This window comes from Streptomyces sp. CB00316, assembly GCF_001905595.1.
In the GTDB taxonomy this organism is placed as follows: domain Bacteria; phylum Actinomycetota; class Actinomycetes; order Streptomycetales; family Streptomycetaceae; genus Streptomyces.
In genome coordinates this window covers 63,277-89,148 of record NZ_LIXI01000015.1, presented here as the reverse complement: position 1 = coordinate 89,148, position 25,872 = coordinate 63,277, and the positions used below count along the sequence as shown (strand labels likewise).

Annotated in this window: 29 protein-coding genes; 25 read left to right on the top strand and 4 right to left on the bottom strand. The window is 70.0% G+C overall.

The window, feature by feature from the left end; genetic code table 11:
* Positions 1-56: 56 nt before the first annotated feature.
* The 22 genes from AMK21_RS31435 (at position 57) to AMK21_RS31325 (ending at position 16,887) form a co-directional block, all read left to right on the top strand.
* Positions 57-599, top strand: a complete 543-nt coding sequence (locus AMK21_RS31435) for a DUF6197 family protein (RefSeq protein ID WP_073882554.1) — start codon at positions 57-59, stop codon at positions 597-599.
* Positions 600-752: 153 nt separating this feature from the next.
* The gene (locus AMK21_RS31430) at positions 753-1,139 is read left to right on the top strand and encodes a hypothetical protein (protein ID WP_234422093.1); all 387 of its coding nucleotides are present in this window, start codon (positions 753-755) and stop codon (positions 1,137-1,139) included.
* Positions 1,140-1,357: 218 nt separating this feature from the next.
* A complete protein-coding gene (locus AMK21_RS31425) occupies positions 1,358-1,822 on the top strand; it encodes an RRQRL motif-containing zinc-binding protein (protein ID WP_073882553.1) in 465 nt (154 codons plus the stop codon).
* Between the two features lie 217 nt (positions 1,823-2,039).
* Positions 2,040-2,603, top strand: coding sequence for an AAA family ATPase (locus tag AMK21_RS31420; protein ID WP_073882552.1), 564 nt, complete (start codon positions 2,040-2,042; stop codon positions 2,601-2,603).
* A gap of 177 nt (positions 2,604-2,780) precedes the next feature.
* Entirely contained in the window at positions 2,781-3,278 is a 498-nt protein-coding gene (locus AMK21_RS31415) for a hypothetical protein (RefSeq protein WP_073882551.1), read from the top strand.
* A gap of 4 nt (positions 3,279-3,282) precedes the next feature.
* On the top strand, positions 3,283-3,570 hold the full coding sequence (locus AMK21_RS31410; RefSeq protein WP_073882550.1) for a hypothetical protein: 288 nt from the start codon (positions 3,283-3,285) through the stop codon (positions 3,568-3,570).
* Between the two features lie 122 nt (positions 3,571-3,692).
* On the top strand, positions 3,693-4,271 hold the full coding sequence (locus AMK21_RS31405; protein ID WP_073882549.1) for a hypothetical protein: 579 nt from the start codon (positions 3,693-3,695) through the stop codon (positions 4,269-4,271).
* Between the two features lies 1 nt (position 4,272).
* Positions 4,273-4,440, top strand: a complete 168-nt coding sequence (locus AMK21_RS31400; protein WP_073882548.1) for a pRL2-8 — start codon at positions 4,273-4,275, stop codon at positions 4,438-4,440.
* A 93-nt stretch (positions 4,441-4,533) separates the two neighbouring features.
* Complete coding sequence (locus AMK21_RS31395) at positions 4,534-5,484, top strand: ATP-binding protein (RefSeq protein ID WP_073882547.1); 951 nt, start codon at positions 4,534-4,536, stop codon at positions 5,482-5,484.
* A 96-nt stretch (positions 5,485-5,580) separates the two neighbouring features.
* Positions 5,581-5,856, top strand: coding sequence for a hypothetical protein (locus AMK21_RS31390; RefSeq protein ID WP_073882624.1), 276 nt, complete (start codon positions 5,581-5,583; stop codon positions 5,854-5,856).
* A gap of 90 nt (positions 5,857-5,946) precedes the next feature.
* Positions 5,947-6,633 (top strand): GGDEF domain-containing protein, encoded by a 687-nt coding sequence (locus tag AMK21_RS31385; RefSeq protein ID WP_073882546.1) that lies wholly within the window; start codon positions 5,947-5,949, stop codon positions 6,631-6,633.
* Positions 6,630-7,073: a hypothetical protein gene (locus tag AMK21_RS31380; RefSeq protein WP_073882545.1), complete on the top strand. Its 444-nt coding sequence runs from the start codon at positions 6,630-6,632 to the stop codon at positions 7,071-7,073. The genes AMK21_RS31385 and AMK21_RS31380 overlap by 4 nt, the downstream gene beginning before the upstream one ends.
* A complete protein-coding gene (locus AMK21_RS31375; protein WP_073882544.1) occupies positions 7,070-7,348 on the top strand; it encodes a hypothetical protein in 279 nt (92 codons plus the stop codon). Before AMK21_RS31380 ends, AMK21_RS31375 begins: the two co-directional genes overlap by 4 nt.
* Before the next feature lie 50 nt (positions 7,349-7,398).
* Positions 7,399-7,956 carry a WhiB family transcriptional regulator gene (locus AMK21_RS31370; protein WP_073882543.1) on the top strand — a complete coding sequence of 186 codons (558 nt, stop codon included), beginning with the start codon at positions 7,399-7,401 and terminating at the stop codon, positions 7,954-7,956.
* A gap of 3 nt (positions 7,957-7,959) precedes the next feature.
* Complete coding sequence (locus AMK21_RS31365) at positions 7,960-8,628, top strand: Lsr2 dimerization domain-containing protein (protein ID WP_073882542.1); 669 nt, start codon at positions 7,960-7,962, stop codon at positions 8,626-8,628.
* Between the two features lie 4 nt (positions 8,629-8,632).
* A complete protein-coding gene (locus AMK21_RS31360) occupies positions 8,633-9,109 on the top strand; it encodes a hypothetical protein (protein ID WP_073882541.1) in 477 nt (158 codons plus the stop codon).
* 266 nt (positions 9,110-9,375) lie between these two features.
* Complete coding sequence (locus AMK21_RS31355; RefSeq protein ID WP_158070741.1) at positions 9,376-10,035, top strand: histidine phosphatase family protein; 660 nt, start codon at positions 9,376-9,378, stop codon at positions 10,033-10,035.
* A 14-nt stretch (positions 10,036-10,049) separates the two neighbouring features.
* Complete coding sequence (locus AMK21_RS31350; RefSeq protein ID WP_073882539.1) at positions 10,050-11,201, top strand: hypothetical protein; 1,152 nt, start codon at positions 10,050-10,052, stop codon at positions 11,199-11,201.
* A complete protein-coding gene (locus AMK21_RS31345; protein ID WP_073882538.1) occupies positions 11,201-12,142 on the top strand; it encodes a phosphotransferase in 942 nt (313 codons plus the stop codon). The genes AMK21_RS31350 and AMK21_RS31345 overlap by 1 nt, the downstream gene beginning before the upstream one ends.
* Positions 12,102-13,154, top strand: a complete 1,053-nt coding sequence (locus AMK21_RS31340; protein ID WP_073882537.1) for a hypothetical protein — start codon at positions 12,102-12,104, stop codon at positions 13,152-13,154. The genes AMK21_RS31345 and AMK21_RS31340 overlap by 41 nt, the downstream gene beginning before the upstream one ends.
* 1,382 nt (positions 13,155-14,536) lie before the next feature.
* Positions 14,537-15,781 (top strand): ParA family protein, encoded by a 1,245-nt coding sequence (locus AMK21_RS31330; protein ID WP_073882535.1) that lies wholly within the window; start codon positions 14,537-14,539, stop codon positions 15,779-15,781.
* A complete protein-coding gene (locus AMK21_RS31325) occupies positions 15,778-16,887 on the top strand; it encodes a ParB/RepB/Spo0J family partition protein (protein WP_073882534.1) in 1,110 nt (369 codons plus the stop codon). The genes AMK21_RS31330 and AMK21_RS31325 overlap by 4 nt, the downstream gene beginning before the upstream one ends.
* Positions 16,888-18,085: 1,198 nt before the next feature.
* On the opposite strand, the gene AMK21_RS31315 is transcribed toward AMK21_RS31325, so the two are convergent.
* The 3 genes from AMK21_RS31315 to AMK21_RS31305 all read right to left on the bottom strand — a co-directional run bounded on the left by AMK21_RS31315 (position 18,086) and on the right by AMK21_RS31305 (position 22,832).
* On the bottom strand, positions 18,086-19,441 hold the full coding sequence (locus AMK21_RS31315) for an IS4 family transposase (protein ID WP_073882532.1): 1,356 nt from the start codon (positions 19,439-19,441) through the stop codon (positions 18,086-18,088).
* Positions 19,442-20,214: 773 nt separating this feature from the next.
* Positions 20,215-20,661 (bottom strand): tetratricopeptide repeat protein, encoded by a 447-nt coding sequence (locus AMK21_RS31310; protein WP_073882531.1) that lies wholly within the window; start codon positions 20,659-20,661, stop codon positions 20,215-20,217.
* Between the two features lie 77 nt (positions 20,662-20,738).
* On the bottom strand, positions 20,739-22,832 hold the full coding sequence (locus AMK21_RS31305) for a tetratricopeptide repeat protein (RefSeq protein ID WP_234422092.1): 2,094 nt from the start codon (positions 22,830-22,832) through the stop codon (positions 20,739-20,741).
* A gap of 296 nt (positions 22,833-23,128) precedes the next feature.
* Here AMK21_RS31305 and AMK21_RS31300 point away from each other — a divergent pair, with 296 nt between their 5' ends.
* Positions 23,129-23,338: a hypothetical protein gene (locus AMK21_RS31300; protein WP_073882530.1), complete on the top strand. Its 210-nt coding sequence runs from the start codon at positions 23,129-23,131 to the stop codon at positions 23,336-23,338.
* An 87-nt stretch (positions 23,339-23,425) separates the two neighbouring features.
* Here the strand turns inward: AMK21_RS31300 and AMK21_RS31295 are convergent, their stop codons facing one another.
* The gene (locus AMK21_RS31295) at positions 23,426-24,166 is read right to left on the bottom strand and encodes a DNA polymerase Y family protein (RefSeq protein ID WP_234422091.1); all 741 of its coding nucleotides are present in this window, start codon (positions 24,164-24,166) and stop codon (positions 23,426-23,428) included.
* 167 nt (positions 24,167-24,333) lie between these two features.
* Between AMK21_RS31295 and AMK21_RS31290 the strand changes: the two genes are divergently transcribed.
* Together AMK21_RS31290 and AMK21_RS31285 are read left to right on the top strand one after the other, a co-directional pair.
* On the top strand, positions 24,334-25,491 hold the full coding sequence (locus AMK21_RS31290) for a tyrosine-type recombinase/integrase (protein ID WP_234422090.1): 1,158 nt from the start codon (positions 24,334-24,336) through the stop codon (positions 25,489-25,491).
* 4 nt (positions 25,492-25,495) lie between these two features.
* Entirely contained in the window at positions 25,496-25,843 is a 348-nt protein-coding gene (locus tag AMK21_RS31285) for a helix-turn-helix domain-containing protein (RefSeq protein WP_073882529.1), read from the top strand.
* Positions 25,844-25,872: the final 29 nt, after the last annotated feature.

Below are 25,872 nucleotides of genomic sequence, written 5' to 3'. Positions count from 1 at the left end.
GCAGGGCCCGGCCGCACCGGCCGGGCCCTGCTCACACCTGGAAGGACACACCGCCCGTGGCTCCGTCGACCGTCCACCTCGCCACGGACCAGGCAGCCCAGACCACCCCACCGGCACCGGCCGCAGCCCTGACCCTCGAAGAACGCCTCGCCCTGGTCAACATCCACATGACGGCCCGGCTCGACGAAGCGGCCGTCGCCTACGAGGTCAACACCGCGCACCTCGCGACCGAACCGGTCGACCTGGGCGACGTCATCACCCTCCCCCTCACCCCCACCCTCCAACCCCCGCCGCCACACCCCACCCCGGTCGCCGCGCTGCTCCAGCGCGCGCACCACCGGCTGCTCGCGGGCGGCTGGTGCTCGGGAGCCCTGGTCGACGAGGACGGTGCCCGCTGCATGCTCGGCGTCATCCGGGCCGAAGCCCACGGCGACCGCGGCCTGGAAGCAGGAGCGGTCGCCGTCCTCCTGGACGCGATCCGCCGGAAGTTCGGCGAAGTCGACTCCGTGCCGTCCTTCAACGACGCCCACACCTCCGGCCGTATCCCGCTCCGCATGCTCGACCAGGCCGCCGGCCTCGCCGATACCCGCGGCCTCTGACCCCCGCCCCGGACCACCTGCCTCGCATCCGAACCCCAGCGCTCGGATGCGGGCCAGGCCGTCCGGCCTGTCCACGACCGCCCAGACCTTCCCACCCCGCCGGGCGCAGCAGCGTCCGCAACCCGAACACCTCACCTACCTCTTGGAGGTCGCGTGTTTCCCATCCGACGCGCATGGCAGGCCCTGGCCGCCTTCACCTCTCCCAGCTGGTTCTACGCCCACACCGACCCCGAGCAGCTGCACCAGGTACTCGCCGAGCAGTCGGCGGCCGCCAACCGTGTGGCCGCCGACCACGCGACGCAGGCCGCCACTTGGAACGTCGACGAGCTGCATGTGCAGCCCGGCGTCCTGGAGGTCCGCCGCGACGTCCTGGGCGACGTCCACTACCTGGAGGGCCTGCTGATCGGCGCCCGCCACCGGGGCCTGGACCCCGAGCTCATCGAGCGCCTGGCGGCCGCCGTCGACACAGGCCACGAGCTGACCGTGCTCCTCGCCGACGTCGCCCGCGCCACCATCACCGCCCCCGCGGCGGGCCGCTGAGTGCCCGGGGCGGCCGCCGGCACACAAGCCCGGCCGCCCCGGAACCCCACCCAGCCCAGCATCGGGCCGCCCTCACGGCCCGCACCGCATCGCGCTCTCTGGAGGTCCACCGTGCTCATCCCCCGCCCGCGCCGCCGGATCGGCCGGCCCCGCCCGCAGCGCCCCGGCCCCCGTTACCCCCTGCCCCAGCGCCGCCTCCCCGGTACCTGGAGCCGGTGATGCCGCGCGCCCGCCGCAAGCGCCCTCGCAAGGCGACGCGGGTGCCGCGCAGCAACGCGACCCTGCCCGAGTTTGATCGTGGCGCCGTACCCGAGGGACTTGTCACCCGACGTGCCCTGCGGGACATGGGACTGAGCCCCGGCGACAACACCGGGCCGGTCGCAATCCTGCGGTGCCGCCTGTGCGCGACCCGCCCGGCCTGGTCGTGCCGCCACCCCACCCGGGGCTTCCTGCTCCGCATCGACCTGGCGAAGCCGAAGCGCGTCCCGACGCTGGCTCAGGAACTGGCGCTGGACCACGCGATGGCCGCCAGGAGCACCTGCTCACGGTGCTCGCGCCGGTACGACTACTGCCTGCCCTTACGGACCGTGGGCTGCTGCGACCCCTGCGCCCGCGGATACGAACCCACCCCCGGCACCTACGTCCTCACCACCACGCCGGTCACGCACCGGCTGGCCGCATGAGGGACAGGCACCAACCACACACCGCCGTGCTCAACGCACTCACCAGGGCGGGCCGCACGTCACCACGAGCTGAGTCCGAGCCGTGACCGGCCCCCGCCATCGGTGGTGAGTGAACCGGTGACCACTCCCCCGTTCAGTAACCCAGACGTGGTGCGCGCAGCATCGGCAAGAGGCCGACGGCGCGCCTGCCCGCATCCTTCCCGCAAGGAGAGAACGCATGACCCCCTTCCGCCCGTACGGAGCGCTGTCCGCCGACGCGACGATTCCCGACCCGGCACTGGTCTGCCTGATCGGGGCCGCAGGGTCCGGTAAGTCGACACTGGCCAGGAGGTGGTGGGCCGACAGCCAGGTTCTGGAACTCGACCGGTTCCGGGCCATGGTCAGCGACGACGCAGGCTGCCAGCGGGCCAGCGGCGACGCCGCGTTCGTGCTCCACGCCGTACTGGAGGCGCGACTCGTACGCGGGCTCACCAGCGTGATCGACGCGACGAACACCGAAGCCGTCCACCGCGGCACCCTCCTGGACCTCGCACGCCGGTACAACGTGCCAGCCGTTGCCCTGGTCGTGCCGACTCCGCTCCCGCTCTGCCTGGAGCGCAACGCCCGCAGGCCCGGTAACCGGCGCGTGCCCGACGTCGTCGTCCTGCGACAGCACGCCGACGTCATCGCAGCCCTCCCCGCACTGTCCCGCGAGGGCTTCAACCACGTGCTGTTCGCCGACAGCCACAACCACACCGAAAGCGCCGACGGCAGCACCCACAGCCAGTTGGTGACCGGCTGACGGCCACCACACCACTCCCGGGCCGGACTCCCCAGCGGTGTGCGGTCAGTGCGACGCCACTGACCCCTCGCCGCCGCGGAGCCCGCCCTCCACGACGTCTCCACGCCGACGTTCACACCATCCCCCGGTCCTGGCCATAGGCGCCTGAACACCCGACTCTGAAGGAGAAGTCACACGATGACTGAGATTTTCACGCCGCCCCTCAGCTGCCCGACGGGCGCCTCCCCCGACTCGCCGCTGGCCGTCCTCTTCAACATTGCCGCCAGCACCGCGCGTCTCACCGCCGGTCTCGCCCAGGACGAGGAGCGCGACCTGGCCGAGATTGCGGCCGCCGACCACGTCTACACCGCTTACCCCGACACCCTCGGCCAGGCGGTGGACCACGACGGGTGGACCGGCTACCCCTCCCTGCGCGACAACCGGGTCCAGCCCAGCGCCGTGGCACACCTCGACGGCGGGCTGTGGCTGCACCACACCATCACCGCCGACGCCGACTACCGCGACGCCCTCACCCTCCTCGTGCCCTGCACCTGCGGCCACGGCTATGTCGCATCGCTCCTGGAGGGCGAGGACGACCTCCTGGAGCTCCTCCAGGAACTGCGCCCCACCGGCGGGCACGCCGTCCACAGCGGCGACACCGGCAGTCCGCACTGCGCCAGCACCCCGGCGGTCTGAGCCAATGCGCACTCCGCCCCGCTCCCTGATGGCGGCTGCCGCGGTGCCTCTGGCGCTCACCGCGGCCGCTGCCGTGCTCAAGGCAGGCCGCTGGCAGCTGTACGCCGACTGGCACCGCATCCACCTCACGCCCGTCGCCCACCGCTCCTGCCCCGACTGCCGGGGCGCAGGCGGCTGGTGGGCCGACGGTCCGTTCCCGGAGATGGAGGCGTGCGGCTGCTGGTCCGAGCGGCGTGAGCTCCGCATCCGGCTCCTGCCCGTCCCGGCCACGCCGGACGAAACGCCGTTCTGAGGCGGCTTCCTCCCCGGCCATGCAGGCCGGGGAGGAAGCCGCACACGGGGTCGACCGCAGCATCGGCAAAAAGCCGGCCGCCGGCTCCCCTTCGCCCGCATACGAGATCAGGAGAACCCCCAGTGCCCCACCGCCTCACCACCGAGCGCCTGGCCCTCTTCGCCACCCTGCTGGCCACCTTCGGAGAGCTGCACCCCGCCTGCGACCACTGGGTCCAGGGCAGCAAGACCGCGTCCCGGAAGCGGCTGTACGGCGAGGACCTGGTCCACGCCGACGGCACCCCCGCCGCGCCGGACTCCACCCGGCCGATCATGACCACCAGCACCCTCGGCAGGCGCGCGGTCGCCTGCCATGTCGCCTCGTACACCGCCGTGCAGCTGGCCGCGACGATCGGCGTCACCCGGGCGTTCGGCTACCGGGTCACCCCGGCCGCCCTGCTCGCCGGTGCGGCCATCAACGCCGGTACGCACGCCGCGATCGACCGCGGGGCGCTGCTGCTGTGGCTGGCGAAGAAGACCAAGAAGACCGGCTACATCGAGCACTGCCAGACGGTCCGCATGGACGACGAGGGCACGCTCACCCGGGAGGTGAACGGGCCGGGCACCGCGTGGATGGAGCTCGATGCGGCGCTCCACCGCGCTGTCGGGATCGGCGCGGCCGCCGTCACCACCTGGCTCACTACCCGCCCCGGAGCCCGCTGACATGGCGAACGAGGAGGCGACGAACCCGCCCCGCGGCGAGTGCACGCAGTGCTGGTTCCGCGCGTACGCCAGCCGCCAGGCCCACGCCCGGCTCGGCCCGCGTGAGGACTGCCCGCAGTGCGTGGACCACATGAAGAACGGCCACCCCGACCACATGATCGTCCGCTGACGGCGCGTACAACGCCGCCGTCCCACCCCCCATCACGCCGGGCAACGCCCCGATCCACGCTGCCCGGCGTCCACTTGTCCTGAGGAGATCCGCATGACCGAGCTCGTCTATCCCGAGATGCCCAAGCACAGCCTGGTGGTCCTCATCGGCCCCTCCGGCGCGGGTAAGTCCACCATCGCGCGCACCTGGCCCGCCTCCCAGGTCCTGTCCCTGGACGCGCTGCGCGAGGTCGTCAGCGACGACGCCGGGGAGCAGGGCGCGACCGGTGACGCGGTCGCGGCCCTGCACCTGCTGCTGGAGGCGAGGATGCGCCGCCGGCTGTTCACGGTCGTCGATGCGACCAACGTGACCGCGACGGCCAGGGAGCCGCTGGTCGCGGCCGCCAAGCGGCACGGCATGCTGCCCATCGCGGTCATGGTCGCCACCCCCGGCAGCGTCTGTATCGACCGGCAGGGCCCGCGCCCAGCCAACCGCACGGTGCCCAAGGACGTGGTCGCCCAGCAGCACCAGGCCATGGTTGCTTCGCACCGGACCCTCAAGGCGGAGGGGTTCCCCGAGATCGTCTTCTCCGACAGCCTCTGCCGGCTCCTGCCGTACCTGGAGCGTCTCAGCGGCGTCCGGCAGGCCGACCTCGGACTGGACGGCGGCGACGGTCTCGGTGACCTGAACCTCGTACGCCGCACGTTCGGCGACGAGATCCTGCCGCTGTGGCAGTGGAAGCCCGGCTCGAACGTGGCCGGCGGCGATCGCGTCGCGGAGATCCGTCTCGGTCAGCAGTACCTCACCCTCGCCCTGCGTACCGACGTCGACGGTGAGGGCGATGTCGGGTTCGACGTGATGGTGCCGTGCCCGCACGACGACGAATGCACCGGTCGGGCGTGGGTGCCCGCCTACAGCGTCACCTGCCTGTTCCGCGCGCTGAACGGCGACCTGGACGACGACGAGGACATCGTCTGCACCGTCCACGGCTCGAACGACGACGACCAGGACGACGAGGACGCCCCCGACCTCGAGATGCAGGACCTCGAAGCGATCCACGGCTGACGGACCTCCGTGCCGCCCCGACCTCGGCTCACTGCTGGGGCCGGGGCGGTTGCGGTGGTCCCTCAACCGCCGCGATTACGAGAGGAGATGGACGTCATGCGCCGATACGAGGTCGACGTCCCGATACACCACGCAACGGAACAGGAACGGCGAGGACTGCACATCTTCACCGGCCGCGCCGCCGGACCGGGCGAGGCCCTGGCCGCCGCGCACCACGCCTACGACCGGGCCGTGCAGCACCTGTCTGCCGGCCGCCCGGCCCCCGACGACTCCAGCAACGGATGGGCCGCGCGCGGCCTGCGCCCCGACTGGGCCCTGGACTGGCACAAGGCCACCACCAAGGCGTGGGTCAACCCCAACAGCCTGATCTGAATTCGCCCCGGGACGGCCGCCAAAGGCCGGAAAACCAGTCGGCCGCCCCGGGTTCCCCATCCCGTACGAGACGAGAAGGAGCCCCTCAGTATGAACTCCGCCGCGCGCTCACCGGGCCGGATCGGCCCGAACGCCCTCCTGATCACCGCCGCAGCCGTGCCCCTGACCGGCTGGGCCCTCCACGCCGTCACCCTGTACAAGCAGATCGCCGACGGCCGCAAGGACCTGCTCACCGGTCTGCCGTGCCGACCGGAGTTCGTCGCCTACGGTGAGCGGCTCCTGCGCACCCGCCGCCGGGACGCCGTCCACGTCCTGATGTTGGACGGGGTCGACTTCAAGGCCGTCAACGACACCTACGGCCACGCCGCGGGCGACACCGTCATCCAGACCCTGGGCCGACGCCTCGCCCAGTGGAGTTCGAGCCGTCAGGCGCTCGCGGCCCGGATGGGCGGCGACGAGTTTGCCGTCTGCGCCGTGCTCCCGCCGTCGGCCGCTCTCGCGGAGATCACCGCGCTGAGCGAGCAGCTGCGACAGCCCCTCCAGCACGAAGGGCACACCCTGCGCCTGGACGTCTCGATCGGCATCGCCCGCGCAGCGGACCTGCCCGGCGAGGACATGAGCCGGATCCTGCGTGGCGCGGACACCGCCATGTACAAGGTCAAGAAGGGCGAGGCGACGTTCCCGTACGTCGCGACGCGGGCCGACGCCTACGCGGAGACGGTCAACGGCCGCCGCGCCGGCCGCCGTGGGACACACCTTCTGGCGGGTGCCGCGTGAGCGCCGCCGAACTCGAGGGCGGCGACTGGATCCGGGGCATCACCATCCGCCAGCCTTGGGCGACCTGCATCCTCGCGGGCAAGTCCCCGGAGAACAGGCCCAAGCCCTGGAGCTGGCGAGGCTGGGTTCTTCTCCATGCCGGGAAGGCCAAGCCGCAGCCCGCCGTGCTGCGCGACCCGCTGGTCGCCACCGCGATCCGTGGCCGCGAGCTCCCCCTCGGTGCGGTGATCGGCCTCGCCCGGCTCACTGACTGCCACCTGGACCAGGGGCCCGCCCGCTGCTCCAGTCCGTGGGCGGAGCGCGACGTGCACCACCTGGTCCTGACCGACGTCCACGAGCTGCCGCTGCCCGTGCCCGCCACAGGCGCGCTCCCGGCCTGGAAGCCGACCCCCGACCTGCTGGGCCAGGTGTTCCAGCAACTGCCGGGCTTCCGCCCGTGACCAGCACCCGAGGTAAGAAGCCGCCGGTGGAGCCGGGCCTGATCCCGGCCCCCGGCGGCCTCCTCGACTGGCGCGACGCCCGGCACTTCGACCGTTGGCAGGACCGCCGCTGCGCCCTGTGCGACCAACCCACCCCGATGCGCTCCCACGCGGGAGAGCCGGTTCACAAGAGCTGCGCCGAAGCGTGGATCGCGGCCAATCCCACCGAGGCCCGTCTCGGCCGGTTCGCCTCCGACGTCCAGGCCGGACGCCGCCGCGGCGACGACCACGCCTGACCGCACCGCCCACACCACACCCCTTGTCTCGCTCACCCGAGGAGGCCCTTATGCCCGGCTCCCGTACCGGTGTCCCGCAGCCGCCGACGTTCATCCCGGCCGACACTCGGATCCCTTTCCCCGTCTCCGAGCAGCCCTTGAGCTGCCGCACTGATCCCGCACTGTTCGCGATCGAGGACGTCAGCACCAGTGAAGACCCGCGCGCCTGGGAGAAGGCCACCGCCCAGGCCAAGCAGGCGTGCTCCGGTTGCCCGGTCGTCACCGGCTGCCTCAAGTGGGCGCTGGCCAACCCCGACCTCACGCCGACCGGGGTGTGGGCGGCGACCACCAAGCGCGACCGCACCCAGCTGCGCAAGCAGCTCGTGGCCCGGCACGGTGACGACTGGGTCGGCGTGGTGGCCGAACAGGACCGCCGCCGACGCGAGCAGCGGCGCACGACGCGCATCGCCCCGCCGACGGTCCGCGACCAGGCCCTCGCCCGCCTGGAGCTGGAGCTCATCCACACCCGCCCCGAGCCCTACAACCGGTGGAAGCAGCCGATCACCTCTCAGCAGGCAGCAGCCAACCGGCGCGTGCTGGAGCTCGCCCTCACCGGCAAGGCGGCCTGAGCCGTGTTCACCGACTGGTCCGAAGCCCTCGAAGCCGAGTCCCTCCCCCTGGACCCCACCACCGCGCAGCAGTACGCCGCCGCGGCCCGGGTCACCGCCCGCAGCTCCCACGACAAGCACGACATGACGCTGCTCCTGGACGTCCTCGGGCTGCCCACCGACCCCGACACCCTCACCTCCCTGCTCCCCCTCATCCCGGAAACCGGAGACAAACCCGTGACGACCACCCCCGCCACCGAGGCCATCGACGTCCCCGTCATCCCGCTGACCTTCTCCAACCCCGTGCAGGAGCTCCTGGACTGGGCGACCGCCCACCCGGCCGCCGCCGTCCGCAACCGGGCCAACCGCATCACCGCCGACCTCGCCGAGCTGACCGAGCGCCGCGACACCGAGGCCGCCCAGCGGGAGGCCGAAGAGAAGGTCGCCAGGGCCAAGGCCGAACTGGAGCGCGCGCAGGAGGAGCTGCGGACCGTGAAGGCCAACACGCGCACCACGGGGGCCGCGCCCACCACATTCCGTACGGGCAGCGGCCGCAGCCGGGAGGAGCTCGCCGCCATCCGGTCCTGGGCCCGGGAGACCGGCCACCAGGTCGCCGACCAGGGCATGGTGCCCAAGCGGATCCAGGAGGCGTACGACACCGCCCACCAGGCCACCGTCCGAAAGGCCGACTGACCTCATGGACACCGAACCGATAGTCCTGGACGGCTTCCTGGAAGAAGCCACCGCGCCCGGCGACCTGCACGGCAGCACGGCCCGGTTCCGCCTCACCGTCTCCCCCACCGACGAGCGCACCGACGAGATGATCCTGCCCTGCGGCGTCACCGACCCGGCGCTCGCCCTCGCGGTCATCCACGACCTGGCCCCCGGCGACAAGATCCGCGTCACCGGCTACCTCCGCCTCCCCCGCACACCCGACGAGCCGACGTGGCTGGTCGTCACCACCCTCGCCGTGCTGGAGACCGCACCCCTCCTCACCGACCCGGCCACCAACGCCACCGCGGTGCTGGAGCGATACGGGCCGTACGTCTGCTACTTCGACGCCGACACCCCCACGGTGGAGGTCTTCACCGAGACCGGCACACCGGTCGGCACCGCAGCCGACCCCGACGAGATCGGCGCCCTCATCGAGGCCCACGAGAACGGGGGAGCTTGATGCCTGGCGAGGAACCCCCGGCGCCTTGTCTACCTGCACGCCGCCTGCTGCGAGCAGTGGCTCGCCCTGCTCGGCTTGCCCAGCCGGGTGGAAATCAGGCTCATCGAGCTCGCGCCCACCTGCGGCTGGGCACGTCAGGACAACGGCACCTGGCGCTGCGACGAGCACCCCGGCACCAAGCAGCGTTCCTGACGCCTCAGAGCGCCGTGCCCGTCTCCCGCGCGGGCACGGCGCTGTCTGGCCCGACCTTCGCAGAGGGGATGAAGATGCTCTTCCTCGTTCGTCACGCCGAATCGATTGAGAACGCCACCAAGTACACCGGCTTCTACGCGAACCCCCGCCCGTGGACCGGGCCGGCTGCGCATGCCCTGTCCCAGGACGTTGTCGGCCTGACTCCCCGCGGCTTCCTCCAGTGCCTGTGGCTGCGGCAGGCACTGGAGGATCTGAGCCGACCCGACCCGGTGGTTCGCACCTCGCAGTACCGTCGTGCTCTCGACACCGCCGAGCTGGCTCTGCCTGGTCTGTCCTACCAGATGACCGCGCTCCTCAACGAGCAGCACTACGGCGCGGCCACCTACATGACCAAGAACGAGCTGTACGCCACCTACCCCGAGGGGGCAGAGGACCGGCAGACCCGCAAGCACCTGTGGACGCCCCCCGGCGACGGCGGGGAGTCCCTGGCGGGCGGTGTCCTGCGGCGGGCCACGGCGTTCGTCGACGGCCTGCACACCGCGTCCGCAGCGGATGTCGTGGCGGTCACGCACCACACCGCGATCCTCGCGCTGCGTGCGGTCCTGGAGCGTCGGCCGGTGACCGAGCTGGTCGACGAGGCCCGGGAGCGCAAGACGCCCAACGCCGCCGTTCTGATCTACGAGCGGGCCGACGGCCTGTTCCACGCCCGGGGCGCCATCCAACCGGACTGCTGAGGAGGCCCTGCGCCGTGAACGTCCTGTATCTCAACGGGCCCGTGCAGAACGGCCCCTTCACCATCGCCGAGCGGCCGGGCAAGGCGGTCGGTATCCGCGCGGCAGACGCGCTCAACACTCTCCTCGAGGCAGGGCCGGCCCTGCATCTGTGGAACACCGCCACCTTGGCCGGAGACCTGCGCCACCGTGACGCCCCCGACCGGGGCACCGTTGGCCGGCACGAGCGGGAAGAGCGTGCGATCGCCGCCAAGTACGCACCGGACGTGGCTCCGGCCGGTGGCGTCCTCACCGACACTGCGCCCGCCGTGGCCGCCCTTGCGCTGGGGATGACCGAACGCCTCCTGCAGGACGGCGTCCTGACCCTCACTCCCGTCACGGTTCATCTCTGCACCCGCTGCGGCCATATGACCGGCACCGTTCCCCACACCTGCCGCGCGTGCGGACACCAGGGCTCCCGGTCGCTCACTCGGCGGCTGCTGGTCTGGGACCGGCCTACCGGCACGCCGGTGCTCGCACGTGATGACGTCCACGCCCACCGGGCCAAGCCACCAGGGCATCTGCTGACCATCGCTCAGAACGTCCCGGATCGGCTGGTCCTCTCCCGCACCCGAGACCACGGCATCAGCCTCGCGCCGCTCGGGCTCGAAGGCATGGTCCTGGACCCGCGGGTCGGCGTGCACACCGCCGTACTGGCCGCCGCCGCACAGCACGGCGCCGAGCGGCCGGTGATGACGGTCACCGAGAACGCCGCGGCGAACGTCGCCGCCTACGGTGCCCTGTTCCGGCGGCACGACGGAACGCGGCTGCGGTACGCCTTGCACGGGCGGATCCCGTACGACGACACTGCCGCCCTGCAGCGGCTGTGCGAGGTGCACCGCGTCAGCCCGGCGCAACGGGAGCAGTTCCTCGCCTGGTTTCTGCCCCTGTGCTCACTGCACATCCGGGCGGGCATCACCACGGCCCAGCTCCCGGCCCTGCTGAAATTCTGGCGCCGCGCCCATCTGGCCCGGCCGGACACACCCCGGAGTGACGACCTTGCCGAACTGCGGTGCCGCGTCGCGGCGGGTGATATGCGCTGGGTCATGGACGTGACGACCCTGTCTCGGGCCATCCCCGAGCACCCGGCAACGCACGGCTTCACCGAGAAGCCGGAAGGAGCGAGCTGATGAACGACAACAACTGGCGGTTCGTCAAGAAGCGGACCGCCGCCGACGGCGCGGTGTACGCATCTGCCGACGGAACGCGCTACCGGCGCACCGGCGGAGCCGCGCTCCAAGCGGAGGTCGCCTTCCAGAGCCGGGTCGCGGACCTCAACTACCCGGTCCCGCACGTGCTGGAGGAGGGCGTCACCGACGACGGCCACTTCTTCGTCGTGGAGGAGTCGCTGGGCGACCAGACCCTGCACGACCAGGCGGTGACGTCACTGGACTGCGGCCGCGCCCTGGCCGACGACGTCACCGACACCGCCGCCCAGGTCGCCGCCCGGCTGCTGCGCGCCCAGGCTGCCCACGTTGTCGAGCCCACGCCCGGCGCACTGCGGCAGTGGCTGGACCGTGCCGGGTTCACCCAGAACGTCTTCCAAGAGAACCCCGATCTGGACAACCCCCGGACGCACGCCGCGCTCGATCACGCGCTGGACCGCCTTGTCACGACTCCGCTGGTACACGGCCACCTGGACTACGGCCTCCCCAACGTCCTGTCGGCCGGGGTCATCGACTGGCAGCACCACGGCCTGGTCCCCCTCGGATACGACGTTCTCCCGGCCCTGGAGATCATCGCCTTCAAGGGCGGCACCAAGGGCTACACCGCCAGCCCCGGCCAGCGGCACCGCTACCTCGCCGTGCTGGACGACGCGGCCCGGAAGGCAACCGGACAGCCCATCAGCCAGAACCTGGGCGCATACCTGCTCGTCAAGGCCCTGTTCTTCCTCGCCCTGATGCGGCCCACCGACTCCTCCCGCACGGACAAGCACCTGAAGTGGCAGTACCGCCGGCACCTCTTCACGAAGGGACTCGAGCAGTATGAGCACACCGGGACGGTCGATACCGCCCTCTTCCCCGGACTCGATGAGTTCGCCGCTGGGCACCGCGCTGGCGACCATCCGTGACCGCGACTACCTCCTTGACCGCGCCGGGGTAATCTTCAAAGTCATCGGCGATGTCCATCCCGGCACGCACTTCCTGGGGTACGTCAAGTACTACCCGGACCCCCGCGGCGACCGAGTGCTGTTCGGCCGGACGTACCGGCAGAACAGCGTCGTCTCCAAGGCGTACGGACTCCTCGCCGACCGGCCCGAGTGCTACATCTACTCCCCCGCCGTGGGGTGCGTCATCACCGGCGTGCCCCGCGAGGACATCGTCACCCACTACTCCTGCCGCCAGACCCTCGCCGCCCTGCACCAGGACCCCGACCTTCTGGCCAGAACGGCGGTCAGCGAGGACCTACTTGCCATCATCAGCTGGATCGTCGAAGCCAACGCCGCGGACGTCATCGGCGTGACCGGGTCCTTCCTGGTCGGCGCCTGCAACGCCCGCTCCGACATCGATCTGGTCTGCTACGGGCCACGTGGCTACGAAGCGGCACAGGCCCTGTTCGCCGAACGCACCCTCATTCGCCCGTACGAGGGCGAGACCCTCACCCGGCTGTACGTGCGGCGCGCCAAGTACATGGTGGGGGGAAGTTTCGACGCGCTCATGCGGCAGGAAGCCCGCAAGCTGCAGGGCCTGACAGTCGGTGCGGGTGCGCACATCAACTGTGAGCCGCTGAGGGCCGACGGTGACAAGACGTTCGCCGGTGTGGTGGCCAAAGAAGTAGGGGCGATCTCCGTCCTCGCCCGGATCACGGATCACTCCGAGGGCCTGGTCACGCCGGCGCTCTACGGGATCGAGGTGGACACGGTCACGGAGTCCACGGTCGACGAGCCGTTTGTGTTCGCCCGCCGGATCACCCACCTTCGTAGCTACCTCGGTGCGTACACCGGGGCGTTCCGCACCGGCGATGTCGTCTACGTATCCGGCCGACTGGTCCACATCCAGGGCCCCGACGCACGCAACGGCTTCGGCATCGAGCTGACCCCGTGGTCAGCAGCCGAGTCCTTCCTCGCCAACCTGGCCCGCTGAGCTCTACGCACGGCGTCACGAACACGCCGCCGCCCAGCGCACCCAGGGTCTGACATGGCCCGGGTCGTGATGGACCTGGCCACCGGCGCCTGGTCATCACCGAGACCGCCAAGTAGCACCTGACGCCACCGAGCGCGCCCACCCTTCACGGCCGGGCGTCGTCTCCACCCTTTCGAGCCTGGAGGCGCCCTCGTGACCCGCACCGCTGGCGACGACCTCGTCCTCCCCTGGGGGACCCACCCCACCCGCGAACAGGAGCCCACCCGATGAAGCGACTCGTCCGCCGCTGTCGACCCATACGAGACTGATGTCGTGGCGCGCCTGAACGCTGCCGTCGCGGGCATGTGCGTGTGACCTGGGAGGTGTGACGCCACCTGGGAGGTGTGCTGCCCGCTTCCTCTTGAAGCCCTGTCCCAGCACACGCTGGGGCAGGGCCTTTTTGTGTTTCGGTCCTCCTCACCGATCAAGATCGTTCTTGCCCAATTGGGCAAGAACGATCTTGATCGTGGGACTGCCCCGGCCGTCCGACGAGGGGCGAGGCCACCTGCGAAGCGACCGGGCTGAGCGAGACCGAACTTGGCGACCCCAAGGCCTTCACGCGGCCGCGTACGATCACCGGCACCTTGAGCGCCTGAACTCCGGCTGTCGGACGTCTCGTCATCCCGCTGCCCGTCTCCAACGCCGTGCAGCAGTTCCTCCACTGGGCGGACGAGAAGTCCGCCGCCCAGGTCTGCAACCGGCCGCCCGCATCACCGTCGGCCTCGCCGATCTGACCGACCGCCGTGCCTCCGAGGCCGCACAGCGCGAGGCGGAGGAGAAGGTCGCCACAGACCGCGCCGAGCTGGAGTTGGCGCGGGATGAGCTGAGTGCCGTGAGGGGCCGCCACCCGCACCAATATGACGGCCACCGCCGGGCGCACCACGATCCGTATGGGATCGGGCAGCTGTCGCAGCCGGGCTCCGGTCTCGAAGCTCGGCTGGCCGTGGGTGTCCTGCCGCGTCGACCACTCGTCTTCGGGGCACGTGAGCGTGACGTTGGCATGGCGCCCGCGCATTGCGGCCTCTGTCTCGAGGGGGCGTGATGGATCAGGTTCGCAGGGGTGGGACGCGTTACTTTTCCGGTGAAAGCGACTTCTGGTGCAAAAGTGACCGATTGTAAGGGGGTGTAGGCGGTCGAACTCGGCGGGGTCGGGGTGATCGGATGCGGGGTCAGCTGCGGGGCCGCCAGCGGGGCGCTCAGGCCTTCTCGTTACTCGGGGTGTGCCGTGTTTGGCGCGTGGGGCCGCGGTATTACGCCGTAATATCGCGGCGCTGATGGCCCCTCAGGGTATTAACTAACCTGTCAGTGCTGAACTTGATCTACCGCGTTAGTAAGGTATGCGCATGACTTCTTCTGACGCAGGCGACCGCGAGAAGGTCGTCTCCAAGCTGCCCCCCGCCCTGCAACAGCACCTGAAGGTCCGTGCCGCGCAGCACGGCACCGACATCCAGCATGCTGTTGAAGCAGGCATCACCGCGTGGCGCCGGCTCGGAGCGAACCTCCCCGCCGCCGACACAGGAGGAGCGAAGCCGTTCGCCACATTCCTCCCGCCAGGCCAGTGGGACGAGTTCCGCGAGGCCTGTACCTCCCGCGGGGTTTCGCTCATCCAAGGGCTCACGCAGTCCGTACTGTTCTGGCTCGACACCAACCCCGCCCCCGGGGTCGTCCGGCCGGAGCACCCCAAGCGGATCGTCATCTGCAACCAGAAGGGCGGCGTAGGCAAGACCGCGCTCGCCGCCGGCGTCGGTGAAGCCTTCGCGGAGGACAGCGATCAACTGCACCTCGTTCGCATCTCCAAGCACTTCGCCGCCGCCCTCGTCGAGCCCGACACGGAACCGGCCTCCCCCCTCGACCACGAGGACCTCCCCGGGCTCGGACTCCGCGTTCTCCTCGTCGACTTCGACCCGCAGTGCCACCTCACCAACCAGCTCGGTCACGACCCGCTGCCCATCGAGGGCGACTCCCTCACCAAGCACATGGCCGGCGAGGCCAAGGGCCACCTCAAGGACCTCATCGTCCCCATCGAGGACCCACGCTTCGGCGACCGGCTGCATCTGCTGCCCGCGTGCACCGACGCGTTCCTCCTCGACGTGAAGCTCTCCAGCGTCCGCGCCCGCGAAGCAGCCCTCGAACGCGTCCTCGGAACGATCGAAGGCGACTACGACGTCATCATCATCGACTGCCCCCCGAGCCTCGGCCTCAGCATGGACGCCGCCGCCTACTACGGACGACGCCGCGACGGCGAAGCCCCCGGCAACTCCGGAATCCTCATCATCGTCCAGGCCGAGGACAGCTCCGCAGACGCCTACGGGCTCCTCACCAACCAGATCGAGGACCTCCGCGGCGACATGCACCTCGAACTCGACTACCTCGGCATCGTCGTCAACCACTACGACGCACGCCGCGGCTACATCGCCACCTCCTCCCTCCAGTCCTGGATCGACATAAAGGATCCCCGGGTCGTCGGCGTCATCGGAGACCTCAAGGAGCAGAAGGAAGCCGTCCGCCTGAAGAGGCCCCTCCTCGCCTACGCCCCCCGCTGCGACCAGGCCGTCGGCATGCGCGCACTCACCAGGGAGATCTCATGAGCAAGGCAGACACCCTGCGCGCGAGTGCGTCCTTCGGCCAGGCCAGGGGAGGCATCAGTGCCCGTCGCGCTGCGATCGAAGCCGCGGCCGCCGCTCCCACCGAGGGCGCTCCCCCGCCGCTCAAGCTCCCTGTGGACGTCATCAGCCTCAACCCGGCCAACCCCCGTGAGGAGCTGGGTGACCTGAGCGACCTCGGAGCGAGCCTCCGCGACCACGGGCAGAAGACCGCCATCAGCATCATGAGCCGGTTCGCCTACCTGGAGGGCAACCCCGACCGGAAGAACGACCTTGAGGAGGGAACCAAATACGTCGTCATCGACGGCAACACGCGCCTCGCCGCCGCGCGCGAAGTCGGCCTCACCGAGATCAAGGTGATGCTGGACGACGAACTCGGCAGCAACCCCGACGAGATCCTCGAGTCCGCGTTCGTCGCGAACGTCCACCGCCAGGACCTTGACCCCCTCGATGAAGCGAAGGTTCTTGAGCAACTGCTTGCCATTCACAAGACGCAAGACGCTCTCGCCGCCCGCCTTCACCGCTCCCAAGGATGGGTGTCACAGCGGCTGGCCCTGCTCGGCCTGACGCCTGAGCTGAAGGAGAAGCTGCAGTCCGGCGAGGAGTCCGCAGCACTGTTGCGGCGTGTAGGGAAGAAGAAGCCCGAAGAGCAGGAAGCGCACCTCCGCCAGCTCAAAGCGAAGGAGCAGGAGGCTCCACGGAGGAAGGCGACGCCCAAGCCTCCGGCTATCCCGGCTCCCGCTCCCCCGGCTCAGGATCATTACGCCGTAATGAAGCCTGCCTCCGACAGCGATGACGCTGTGAGCGCTGAAGATGTCGCAGACGAATCCTCAAACGCTGATCCAGGGGTCGTCGACAGCGAGGAGGTGGCTTCCCCCGCGCAGTCCCGGCAGGGCGAGGCACTCATGGACGCTGCGTTCGCCAAGCTCAACGCCGAGCAGCGGAGTGCATTCATCCTCCGCTACTTCCAGCGGAGCGCTGGGGTTGAGGCCGTCACAGCTGATATGCGAGGAGACCTTCCTGCCGATGCGCGTAACTCGCTCGCAGATATCCTCCAGCAGATCGCGACAGGCCTGCGCGCGGGGACGTAGTCGCCGCGCGGCGGCGAAGGACTCAGCGCATGGCAGATGGCGGGCCCCACCGATGTGGGGCCCGCCATCTGCATCTGGTCGACACCTGATCACTCGCTGAGAGCCGGTGACCTGGGAAGCCTGTTCACTATCTCGTGCCGCGTCTTCTCGACCACGGTCCCCTCAGCCATCCCGCGATCACGACGTCTGGGACGGGCCCTCACAACCCTTCTTATCAGGACGGTTGAAACCGGAAGAGACTCCGTGCCCGTCGAGCTTCGCTGTAGCTGCTCAACTCTCGGTGAGATGGTCAGCTCGGCCGAGCCTGGATGCCGGGCTTCGTCTTCGCCGCGGAATTATTACGCCGTAATGACGTGCTCTGTAGTCGGTGGCAGCTGGCGAAATACGGCGTGCCCCTTGCCGACACGGTGACAACGATGACGCGCCGAGACTGCCGATCGGCCACCAGCGGGCAGGGGAGTGCGCTGACCCAGGTCTACCTGCTGAGGGCGCTGATGGCCACTGCCCTCGATGTCCTCGGCGGCGCGACGGTTCAGAGCGGTGGGGCGCACGGATTGGTGGCGGAGGATCGCGGCGTCACCCGGCCCAGCCCCTGCGCGGCGTTGACTGGGGAGGCGCGGTCGATTCGACGGGATGGCCGTCGGCGGCGAGGTCGCGCCAGACGCCGGGGATGACCTAGGGCCATCGAGGGCGCTACCTCCACCCGGCGCCGAACCCGGGTCCGCGGCACCTGGATCAACGAACACCTCCCCCCCCCACGCCCCGGCACCTTCCCGGTCTATGCGGTGGACCCGCGACTTGCCTGCACGTCTCCGGAGCCCGTTCCAGGGCAGAACCTGCGCTCGCTGAGCACAACTCGGATCGCCTGGTCGAGCGGCGCAGCGGTTGCGTACTGCCTGTCCTCGGCGGGGCCGAGGCGCAGCGTGGTTCCTCTACTGAGTGGGCTGACGGTCAATACTTCGTCGACGACCACGGTCTGGATGGCCTCGGCCCGGTAGGTGCTCGTGGCGAGGCCGACGGCCAAGACGTCATGAACGCCGCGTTCGACCGGATCAACGCTCAGCAGCGCAGTGCTTTCATCCTCCGCTACTTCCAGCGCAGCAGCGGGATCGAAGCCGTCATCGCAGACATGAGTGGGGACCTCACCACCGAGGCTCGTACCTCACTTGCAGCCATCCTCCCAATGCCGTTGCTTCAGCTACTGAAGTATCGCGGGCGTAAGGGTGATCACTTTCTCTGGGACTCGTCGTGTGGGGTGTCTGACCTGGTCTTTCCTACGCACGGTGTACTGCGAGATCGGACGGCGTGTGTAGCGGTCCGCCGTGCGTAGTCGCCGGAGACCGTTGTCGAGCTTGCGCATGACTTTCGTGGTCATGCGTTTCATGAACTCCCGCAGCTGGCGGGAGGAACGGCCTGCTTGGAGGACTACGCTGCGCCGTGTGTGCTTGAGGACCTTGACGAACGAGATCCGGTCGGGGTCCAGACGCTCGCCGTCGGCCAGCCGCATGATGATCCGGTTCAGACAGTGGTGGAGGGCCAGGTGGGCCCAGATCTCCTGGCGTACCAGTTCCGGTGATACCGACCGCAGTACCTCGGCTTTGCCGCGCTGGAAGGTTTTCAGCTGCCGGTAGGCGGATTCGACCTCCCAGCGCTCGTGATACAGAGCCGCCAGCTCTGCGGCGGGCCCGGCATCGGGGTCGAACAGGTCGGTCAGCAGCCTGATGGTCTCGCCGCCGTCGACCTGGTAGTCGATCACTCGCACGGTCACCCCGCCCGGATGGGAACGCCGCTGACCGGCAAGATTCATCCGGGTCAGGTAGGTCCCGTCAGGCAACACCTTCATGGGCTTCGCGGCGACGAAGGTACGGGCTCTGATCAACAAATGGGCGCCGGCCTGCGTATATGCCTTCCACAGTGCGACGCCGGGGAAGCCCCGGTCCATGATCACCAGCATGCCAGCGGCGCTGTCGGCCATCTGCGTTGCCAGCGCGGGCTCGCCGCCACCGCCCTTGAAGCTGCCTATCCGTGCATCGATCGTCGCGTGCGTGCCGGTCTCGGTCAGCGTCACCACCCTGGCCTGCGGGAACCCGATGGCCCGACCGGCACTGTCCACCCGCCCGCCGAAAGCGGCACGTGTCGCGTCGTTCTCCGGCACGTCCAGCAAGAACCCGTCGACCGCGGCAACCCTCATCCCGTGCCAGAACGCCGCCTCGAGTGTGGGAGGGGCAATCGCACCCGCCACCCGGCGGAACACTCCCTCCAGCGGCGCGGCCCCGAGCTGCTGCCGAGCCCTGGTGAACGACGACTTGTTCGGGACCGACTGATCCATTTCGCCCAGGGTCCCGACCAGGTTCTCCGCGACATCGTCGTAGGAGTCCTGCTGGAACAGCGCCAGAGCAAGCACGAAGTAGACCATGAACCGGCCTGACAGGGGGCGGGGCTTGACGCCCTGCCGACCACACGCGGCCAGTACCTCGTCCACCAGTTCAGGAACGATCCACTCGGTAAGCAACCCGAGCCGGACCTCATCCGATAACCCCACCCATGGATGCATGTCCACTTCAACGACTGGTGCCCCGTGAAGACACGAGAGCGTGCAGCATGCAAGCAACGGCATTGGCCATCCTCCAGCAGGTTGCCGCAGGCCTTCTCGAAGACGCGTAGCCGCCATACCGGAGCCCTTGTCAGCCTCTTTCCCTCCAAGGAGAGGGGCGAGGCAGACAAGGGCTCCGGTCCTTTGCACGCCTGCAGTGGGTAGCCGACTACTGCCCTGCGCGCATCTCGTCCCCGGCCGCCGTACGGGAGAAGGTCCGGGCAGCGGCGGCGGCGTTCGAGCAGGCCTCCCGCGCACCCGGTGCCCGCACTCTCGGCGCCGCGCGTGCCGGGTTCAAGGCCTCCGTCCGCGCGCTGGAACGCGCTCCGCAGACTGCCCGGGGCGGCGGCGCACCGGCCCTGATCACCCTGCTGGCCGCGTTCGTCGAAGCCCTCGCCGCCTGGCACCGAGATCAGCAGCACCGAGCTCAGGCCACCGCCGCCGAAGCCCCCATGCTGCTGCGCGAAGCCGCTGCCCTGACCACCAGCACCCCCGCCCGTATAGCTCCGCGTACGACGTCGCGTACGGACTCACGCACTGCACGGGTGACCTCGGCCGCCGAGCGACGGTCCCGTCCCGCCCGCGTTGGTGCACTGCCAACAGCCCGGGCCGTTCTCGGTGACCGTGTCGGCAACGTGACTGCGCCAGCGCGCGGCGTCGGCGAGGTGGTGGAGGGCGGACAAGCCAGTGTGGGGGATGCGCGCGGCCATGCGGTCGGATCTCGCGAAGACGTACTACGCGCCCTCACGACGACGGGGCAGTTGCCACCACCGGCGACGCCCGGCCCCGGCGAGCAGCGCCCGTATGGCGGCGAGGTTGTGGCGGCTGCTGAGGGTGTCGGGGTGGTCGGGTCCGAGGATGTGTTCGCGGTCGGTGAGGGTCTGCTGGTGGAGGTCTGCGGCCTGCTGGTGCTCTCCGAGGCTGCGCAGCGTGTTGGCGAGGTTGTGGCGGCTGGTGAGGGTTTGGGGGTGGTCGGGTCCGAGGATGTGTTCGCGGTCGGTGAGGGTCTGGCGGTGAAGGTCTGCGGCCTGCTGGTGCTCTCCGAGTTGGTTGAAGGCGTTGGCGTAGTTGTGGCGGCTGTTGAGGGTGTCGGGGTGGTCGGGTCCGAGGATGCGTTCGCGGTCGGCGAGGGTCTGCTGGTGGAGGTCTGCGGCCTGCTGGTGCTCTCCGAGGCTGCGCAACGTAAGNGGTGGTGGAGGGCGGACAAGCCAGTGTGGGGGATGCGCGCGGCCATGCGGTCGGATCTCGCGAAGACGTACTACGCGCCCTCACGACGACGGGGCAGTTGCCACCACCGGCGACGCCCGGCCCCGGCGAGCAGCGCCCGTATGGCGGCGAGGTTGTGGCGGCTGCTGAGGGTGTCGGGGTGGTCGGGTCCGAGGATGTGTTCGCGGTCGGTGAGGGTCTGCTGGTGGAGGTCTGCGGCCTGCTGGTGCTCTCCGAGGCTGCGCAGCGTGTTGGCGAGGTTGTGGCGGCTGGTGAGGGTGTTGGGGTGGTCGGGTCCGAGGATGCGTTCGCGGTCGGCGAGGTTCTGGCGGTGGAGGTCTGCGGCCTGCTGGTACTCCCGGAGGTCGTCCAGCGCGACGGCGAGGTTGTTGCGGCTGCTCAGGGTGTTGGGGTGGTCGGGTCCGAAGATGCGTTCAGTGTCGGCGAGGTTCTGGCGGTGGAGGTCTGCGGCCCGCTGGTACTCCCCGAGGTGGCCCAGCGTGAGGGCGAGATTGTTGCGGCTGGCGAGGGTGTGAGGGTGGTCGGTACCCAGGACAGTGGGTTCGTTGTCCAGGACATGTCGGCGCAGGAGGAGTTCCTCGGACGCTGCCCCTGCGTCTCTGAGGACGGCGGCGAGATTGTTCAGGGTGGTGCGTGCGGTGGTGGAGTTGTGGGGTGTGTTGCGGTCGAGGTGTGCTGGGAGGTGGGGCGTGAGGAGGCGTGCGGTGGGCCATCCGGTCCGGCCGGGCATGCCCGCGACCGCGTTGACGGTCCGGGTGAGGTGTGCGTCGAGTACCGCGAGCCAAGTGCCAGTGGGTTCGGGGCGGGTGAGAGTGTGGGCGGTGGCCTCCCGAACCAAAAGGTGGAGCTGTAGACGGCCCACGGCCACTGACCCGGGCTCGGAGCCACCCGCCCCGGGCGTGTGGAGGAGCCCGTACTGGTGGAGTCCGGCGAGCGCGGCGTCCACCGTGGCGGCGGTCGCGGTCAGCCCGGTGGCTTCGGTGACGAGCTCCGGGCTGATCAGGGTGCGGGGAACCGGTGCGGGTTCGAGGAGGGACAGGAGCTGCAGGACCGGACGGGCGAGAGCGTAGCCGTCCCTGTGAAGCTGGTCGAGGGAGAGGTCCCAGGTGTGCCGGACGACGCGGCGCGCAACCGCCGGATCGTCGGCCGCGCCGGGATGCTCGGCGCCCAGCAGGTCTGCGAAGTCGGCTTCGAGGGCGTGTTGGTAGGCGGTGAAGGTCCGGTGCCGGCTCGTGGGCACCGACAGATAAGTGCCCGCCGCGTTGAGCCCGAGGGGGAGCCCGCCGAGTCGGGCGGCCAGGTCCTCAGCCTCGGCCTCGGTCCCGGCGTGCGGTGCGGCGTCCAGGAGGACCGCTCCGCCCGCGTCGTCGGCCAAGGGCTGGAGGTGGATCAGGTCGGCGTCCGGGCCCCAGGTCTGGCGGGTGGTGTCCCGGCTCGTCACCAGCAGAACGCCGCCCCCGTGCGGTCGGAGCCATCCCCGGTAGAAGGCCGGCGGCCCCAACCCGGGGCCCACGCGAGCCGGGGTGTCGACGTTGTCGACGACGATCAGCCACCCCTTGACGTCTGCCAGGTGCTCCCAGACGGCGTCGACGAGCGACACTCTCCCCGTACGGGCCTCCTCCAGCCTGCTGTCGGGCAGGCCGAGGATGTGCGCGGCCTGCGCCAGGTCCTGCCCGAGCTGCTCAGGATCGTCACGCCAGTGGATCCACACCACCGCCTGCCCCTGGGCCCGGGCCTGCGCGGCGGCCTCGGCGGCGAGCGTGGTCTTGCCCAGGCCGCCGGCCCCGCACACCACCACCATGCCCCCGCCGGAACCGCGTACCCGGGCGCCGATCTGCTCCAGCTCGGCCTCACGCCCCCGCACCCGGGCCGACACCGCCGGCGGGTTCATCGAGTGCCCTCCCGCGGAGATCCGCCCCAGCGGCACCGGCCGTACCCCATCGTCCGGCACCTGGGCGGCCAGTTGCCGCTCCCAGAACAGCAGCCCGAGCGACAGGATGGCCAGCGCCCCGAACACCGACCACACCAGGAGGGTGTTCTCCGCCCACTTGGGCGGCTGCGCGGTGACGTAGTTCGTCACGATCGCCACCAGGAAGGCGACCACCGCCGAGCTCCCCGCCGCCACCGAACCCACCCTGGCCGCACGCCTGTTACCCGCCACCCCACGCCCCCGCCATGCCCTGTCCGGAAATCAGGACCACATCATCGCCCCGGCTCAACAGCACGTCCCTGATCCGTCCGCTCCGGTACCCACCCGTGACACAACGTCAGTCCACAACCCCGGGGCGGGCGGACAACAGAACCTCGCGCCAGCACCCGTTCCACGGCAGGTGACCGCAGTTCAATAGCTCTCTATCTACTGGCACGCGCTTCTCGTTGCGGGCGGCTTGGCTACCCCACTCGTATGGGAACATGAGGCTCATGGACAAGATTTCCTCCGTCGAGTTGGCGGCTCAACGTCAGCGCACCGCCGAGGCAGCTGCTGACGCAGCGCGAGTAGATGTCGAACTCGAAGCGGTGGCCGCAGTCCGTGAGGGTGAGCCGGTGGAGGAAGTCTCCGAAGTCTCGGGCATCGGCTCCGCTGATCTCCGGTACCTGGAGAAGGCCACTGAGGATCTGCCGCAGGGCTGAGCAAACCACCGCCCATCGGATGCCCGGAAGGTGCACTGGACCTCCGGCCCTCCACCCAACCCGGCACGCTTTGAGGTCAACGGTTCTTCACCTGTTAGTTCCCACGCCCGGCCTGGGCGCGAGGCGTGCGGGCTTGATGACGTCCTTTCCGTACCGTCGCCGGGCACGGTCCTGGACGGCCTCGATGAGCAGGGCCTTGTCATCGGCATGGTCGATGGTGAGTTGACGAACGGCGTGCTCGGCAGGCCGCAGCCGCTCTGCCCGGATGGTCAGCGCACGTACGCGGGCGCGCTGGAGGCCAAGCCCGGTGAGGAGTTCGCGGGCGAGGGCGGCCAGTGCGGGGGAGTGAGCGGTGGGTTCGGCGAGGCTATGGGTTCGGGTGGTCTGGGTGCGGTCGGCGTAGGTCACGGTGAGCGTGAGCGCCTGGGCGATCTCGCCGCTCGTGCGCAGTCGGCCGCCGAGCTCCTGGACCAGGGCGAGCACCGCGCGGTGGTGCCGGTCGGAGTCGAGTTCGTCGCGGTCGAAGCGGTGACCGGCGCTCATGTTCCTGGGGGCTGCTCCCGGGACGATTGCGCGTTCGTCGACCCCCTGGGCTAGTTCGGATGCCAGCCGTGCCGGGGTAGTCCCGAGGATGCGCTGGAGGGTGGAGAGCTGGGTGTCGGCGATGTCGCCGACGCTGGTGATGCCGTAGCGGGAGAGGGTGCGAGCGGTCTTCGGCCCGATGCCGGGCAGTGCAGAGGCCGGTCTGGTGCGCAGGAACGCGGCGATCTCGTAAGGCTCGTCGTGGACCACGGTGGCGGCGCCCGGCGGGGTGATGTCGGCGGCCATGGCTGCGATGGAGCTATTGGAGTTCCGTCGGGTTCCAGATCGGGCCGAGGCAGGTCGTTCGGGCTGTTCACCCTGGTCAAGGGCCTATCGGGGCAGTGCACACTATCGTGTGAAGATTCGCTAGTTCCTCCTGGATTCCAGGAGTTCCAGTCGTAATTTGCGTGCTCGTGGCGGATTCCAAAACCCGTCGCTTCACGCTGATCGGCGGAGGCGACGCCCCCAGCGAGCCGGTCGGGCTGGAGCCGGGACTGGCTGATGTGCTGACCTTGCAGCGCCGGGCAGCGACGGGGGTGTTGCAGGACGATGCTCGGGCGCTGTTCCAGGACACGCTCGCGGAGTACTGCTGGGCGCGGGACGTCGCCGGCCTGGCCGCGACCACGCTGAACCGGTTGGTGCAGCCTGTGATCGAGGTCTGCTCCTTCTATGACGTCGTGCCCTGGGAGCTGACCTCGCGGGCCCTGGACCAGTACTTTGCCGGGCCAGGCAAGCGGGCGCATTCCACCAACCGCCGCAAGGTCACGCTGATCGACCACTACTTCGCGTTCCTGGAGCAGCGCTACGCCGGGGAGATCGCGCGCCGGTTCGGAGCGGTCGTGGAGTCGCCGGTCGACGCGTTCAACCGGCCGCGGCATCGGGGTGACTTCGGGCTGCGGATCCCGCCATCGCCGGCGGAGACGAAGGCGTTCTTCGCGGCCTGGCGCCAGGAGCTGGCCCGGGCGCGGAAGTACCCGGTGGCCGTGCGGAACTACGTGATGTCCAAGACCGCGTACATCTCGGGCGTGCGGGCGACGGAGCTGTGCCTAGTCCGGTTGGGTGATCTGTTCTGGGACCAGGGGCAGTGGGGCCGCTTCCTGGTGCGGGGCAAGGGCGCGCGGGGGTCGGGGCCGCGAGAGCGGATGGCGTTCATGTTCGCCGAGGGGCGCGAGCTGCTGTGGTGGTACGTGGAAGAGATCCGGGGCCTGTTTCCCGACGATGCGTTGGATCCGTATGCGCCGCTGTTTCCCTCGGAGCGTTTGCCGTCGTCGCTCGCGGATGTGGCGGTGGCGGCGCCGGTGCATCCGGACACCTTCCGCCGGGCTCTGAGGGCGGCGTCGTTGGCGCACCTGACGGGCACGGTGACGGTGCTGTTCCCGCATCTGCTACGGCACGCGTGTGCGACGCACAACTACCAGGCCGGGATGCCGTTGTGGGATGTGCAGGTGCTGCTGGGGCACGAGTGGCCGACCACGACAGTCGGCTATCTGGCCAGTGCCCAGGGGGATCCGGAGCGGGCCAGCCTGGAGTCATCCCGGCGAGCGGTTCGCCGACTGAGTGGGGAGACGTGAAGCGGTGAAGTGGAATCTGCGCTGGGTGGCGGCCCAGCGGGACATCTGGCGGCCCAGCCAGCTGAAGATTGCGTTCGAGGAGGTCGGGTTCACGCCGTCGCTGAGCAAGGTAGCGGCCTTGTGGTCGGGTAAGCCCGTGACACTGCGGCTGGACGACCTCGACATGATCTGCGCTGCGCTGGGATGCGAGGTTGCGGATCTGCTGCACGCCGAGCCTGTCGCAGGCGCCGAGGCCGGACAGGAGACGCTGCAGCAGGCGGCTGGACAGAACCCGCGGGCCGGCAGCGGCAGCCGCCCGATGCCCCGCCAGAGCGTCCCCGGGGCCGTCCGGCGCGCCCTCCCTCCGAACTGACACCTGGAGGCCGGGATGGGGACGGGTTC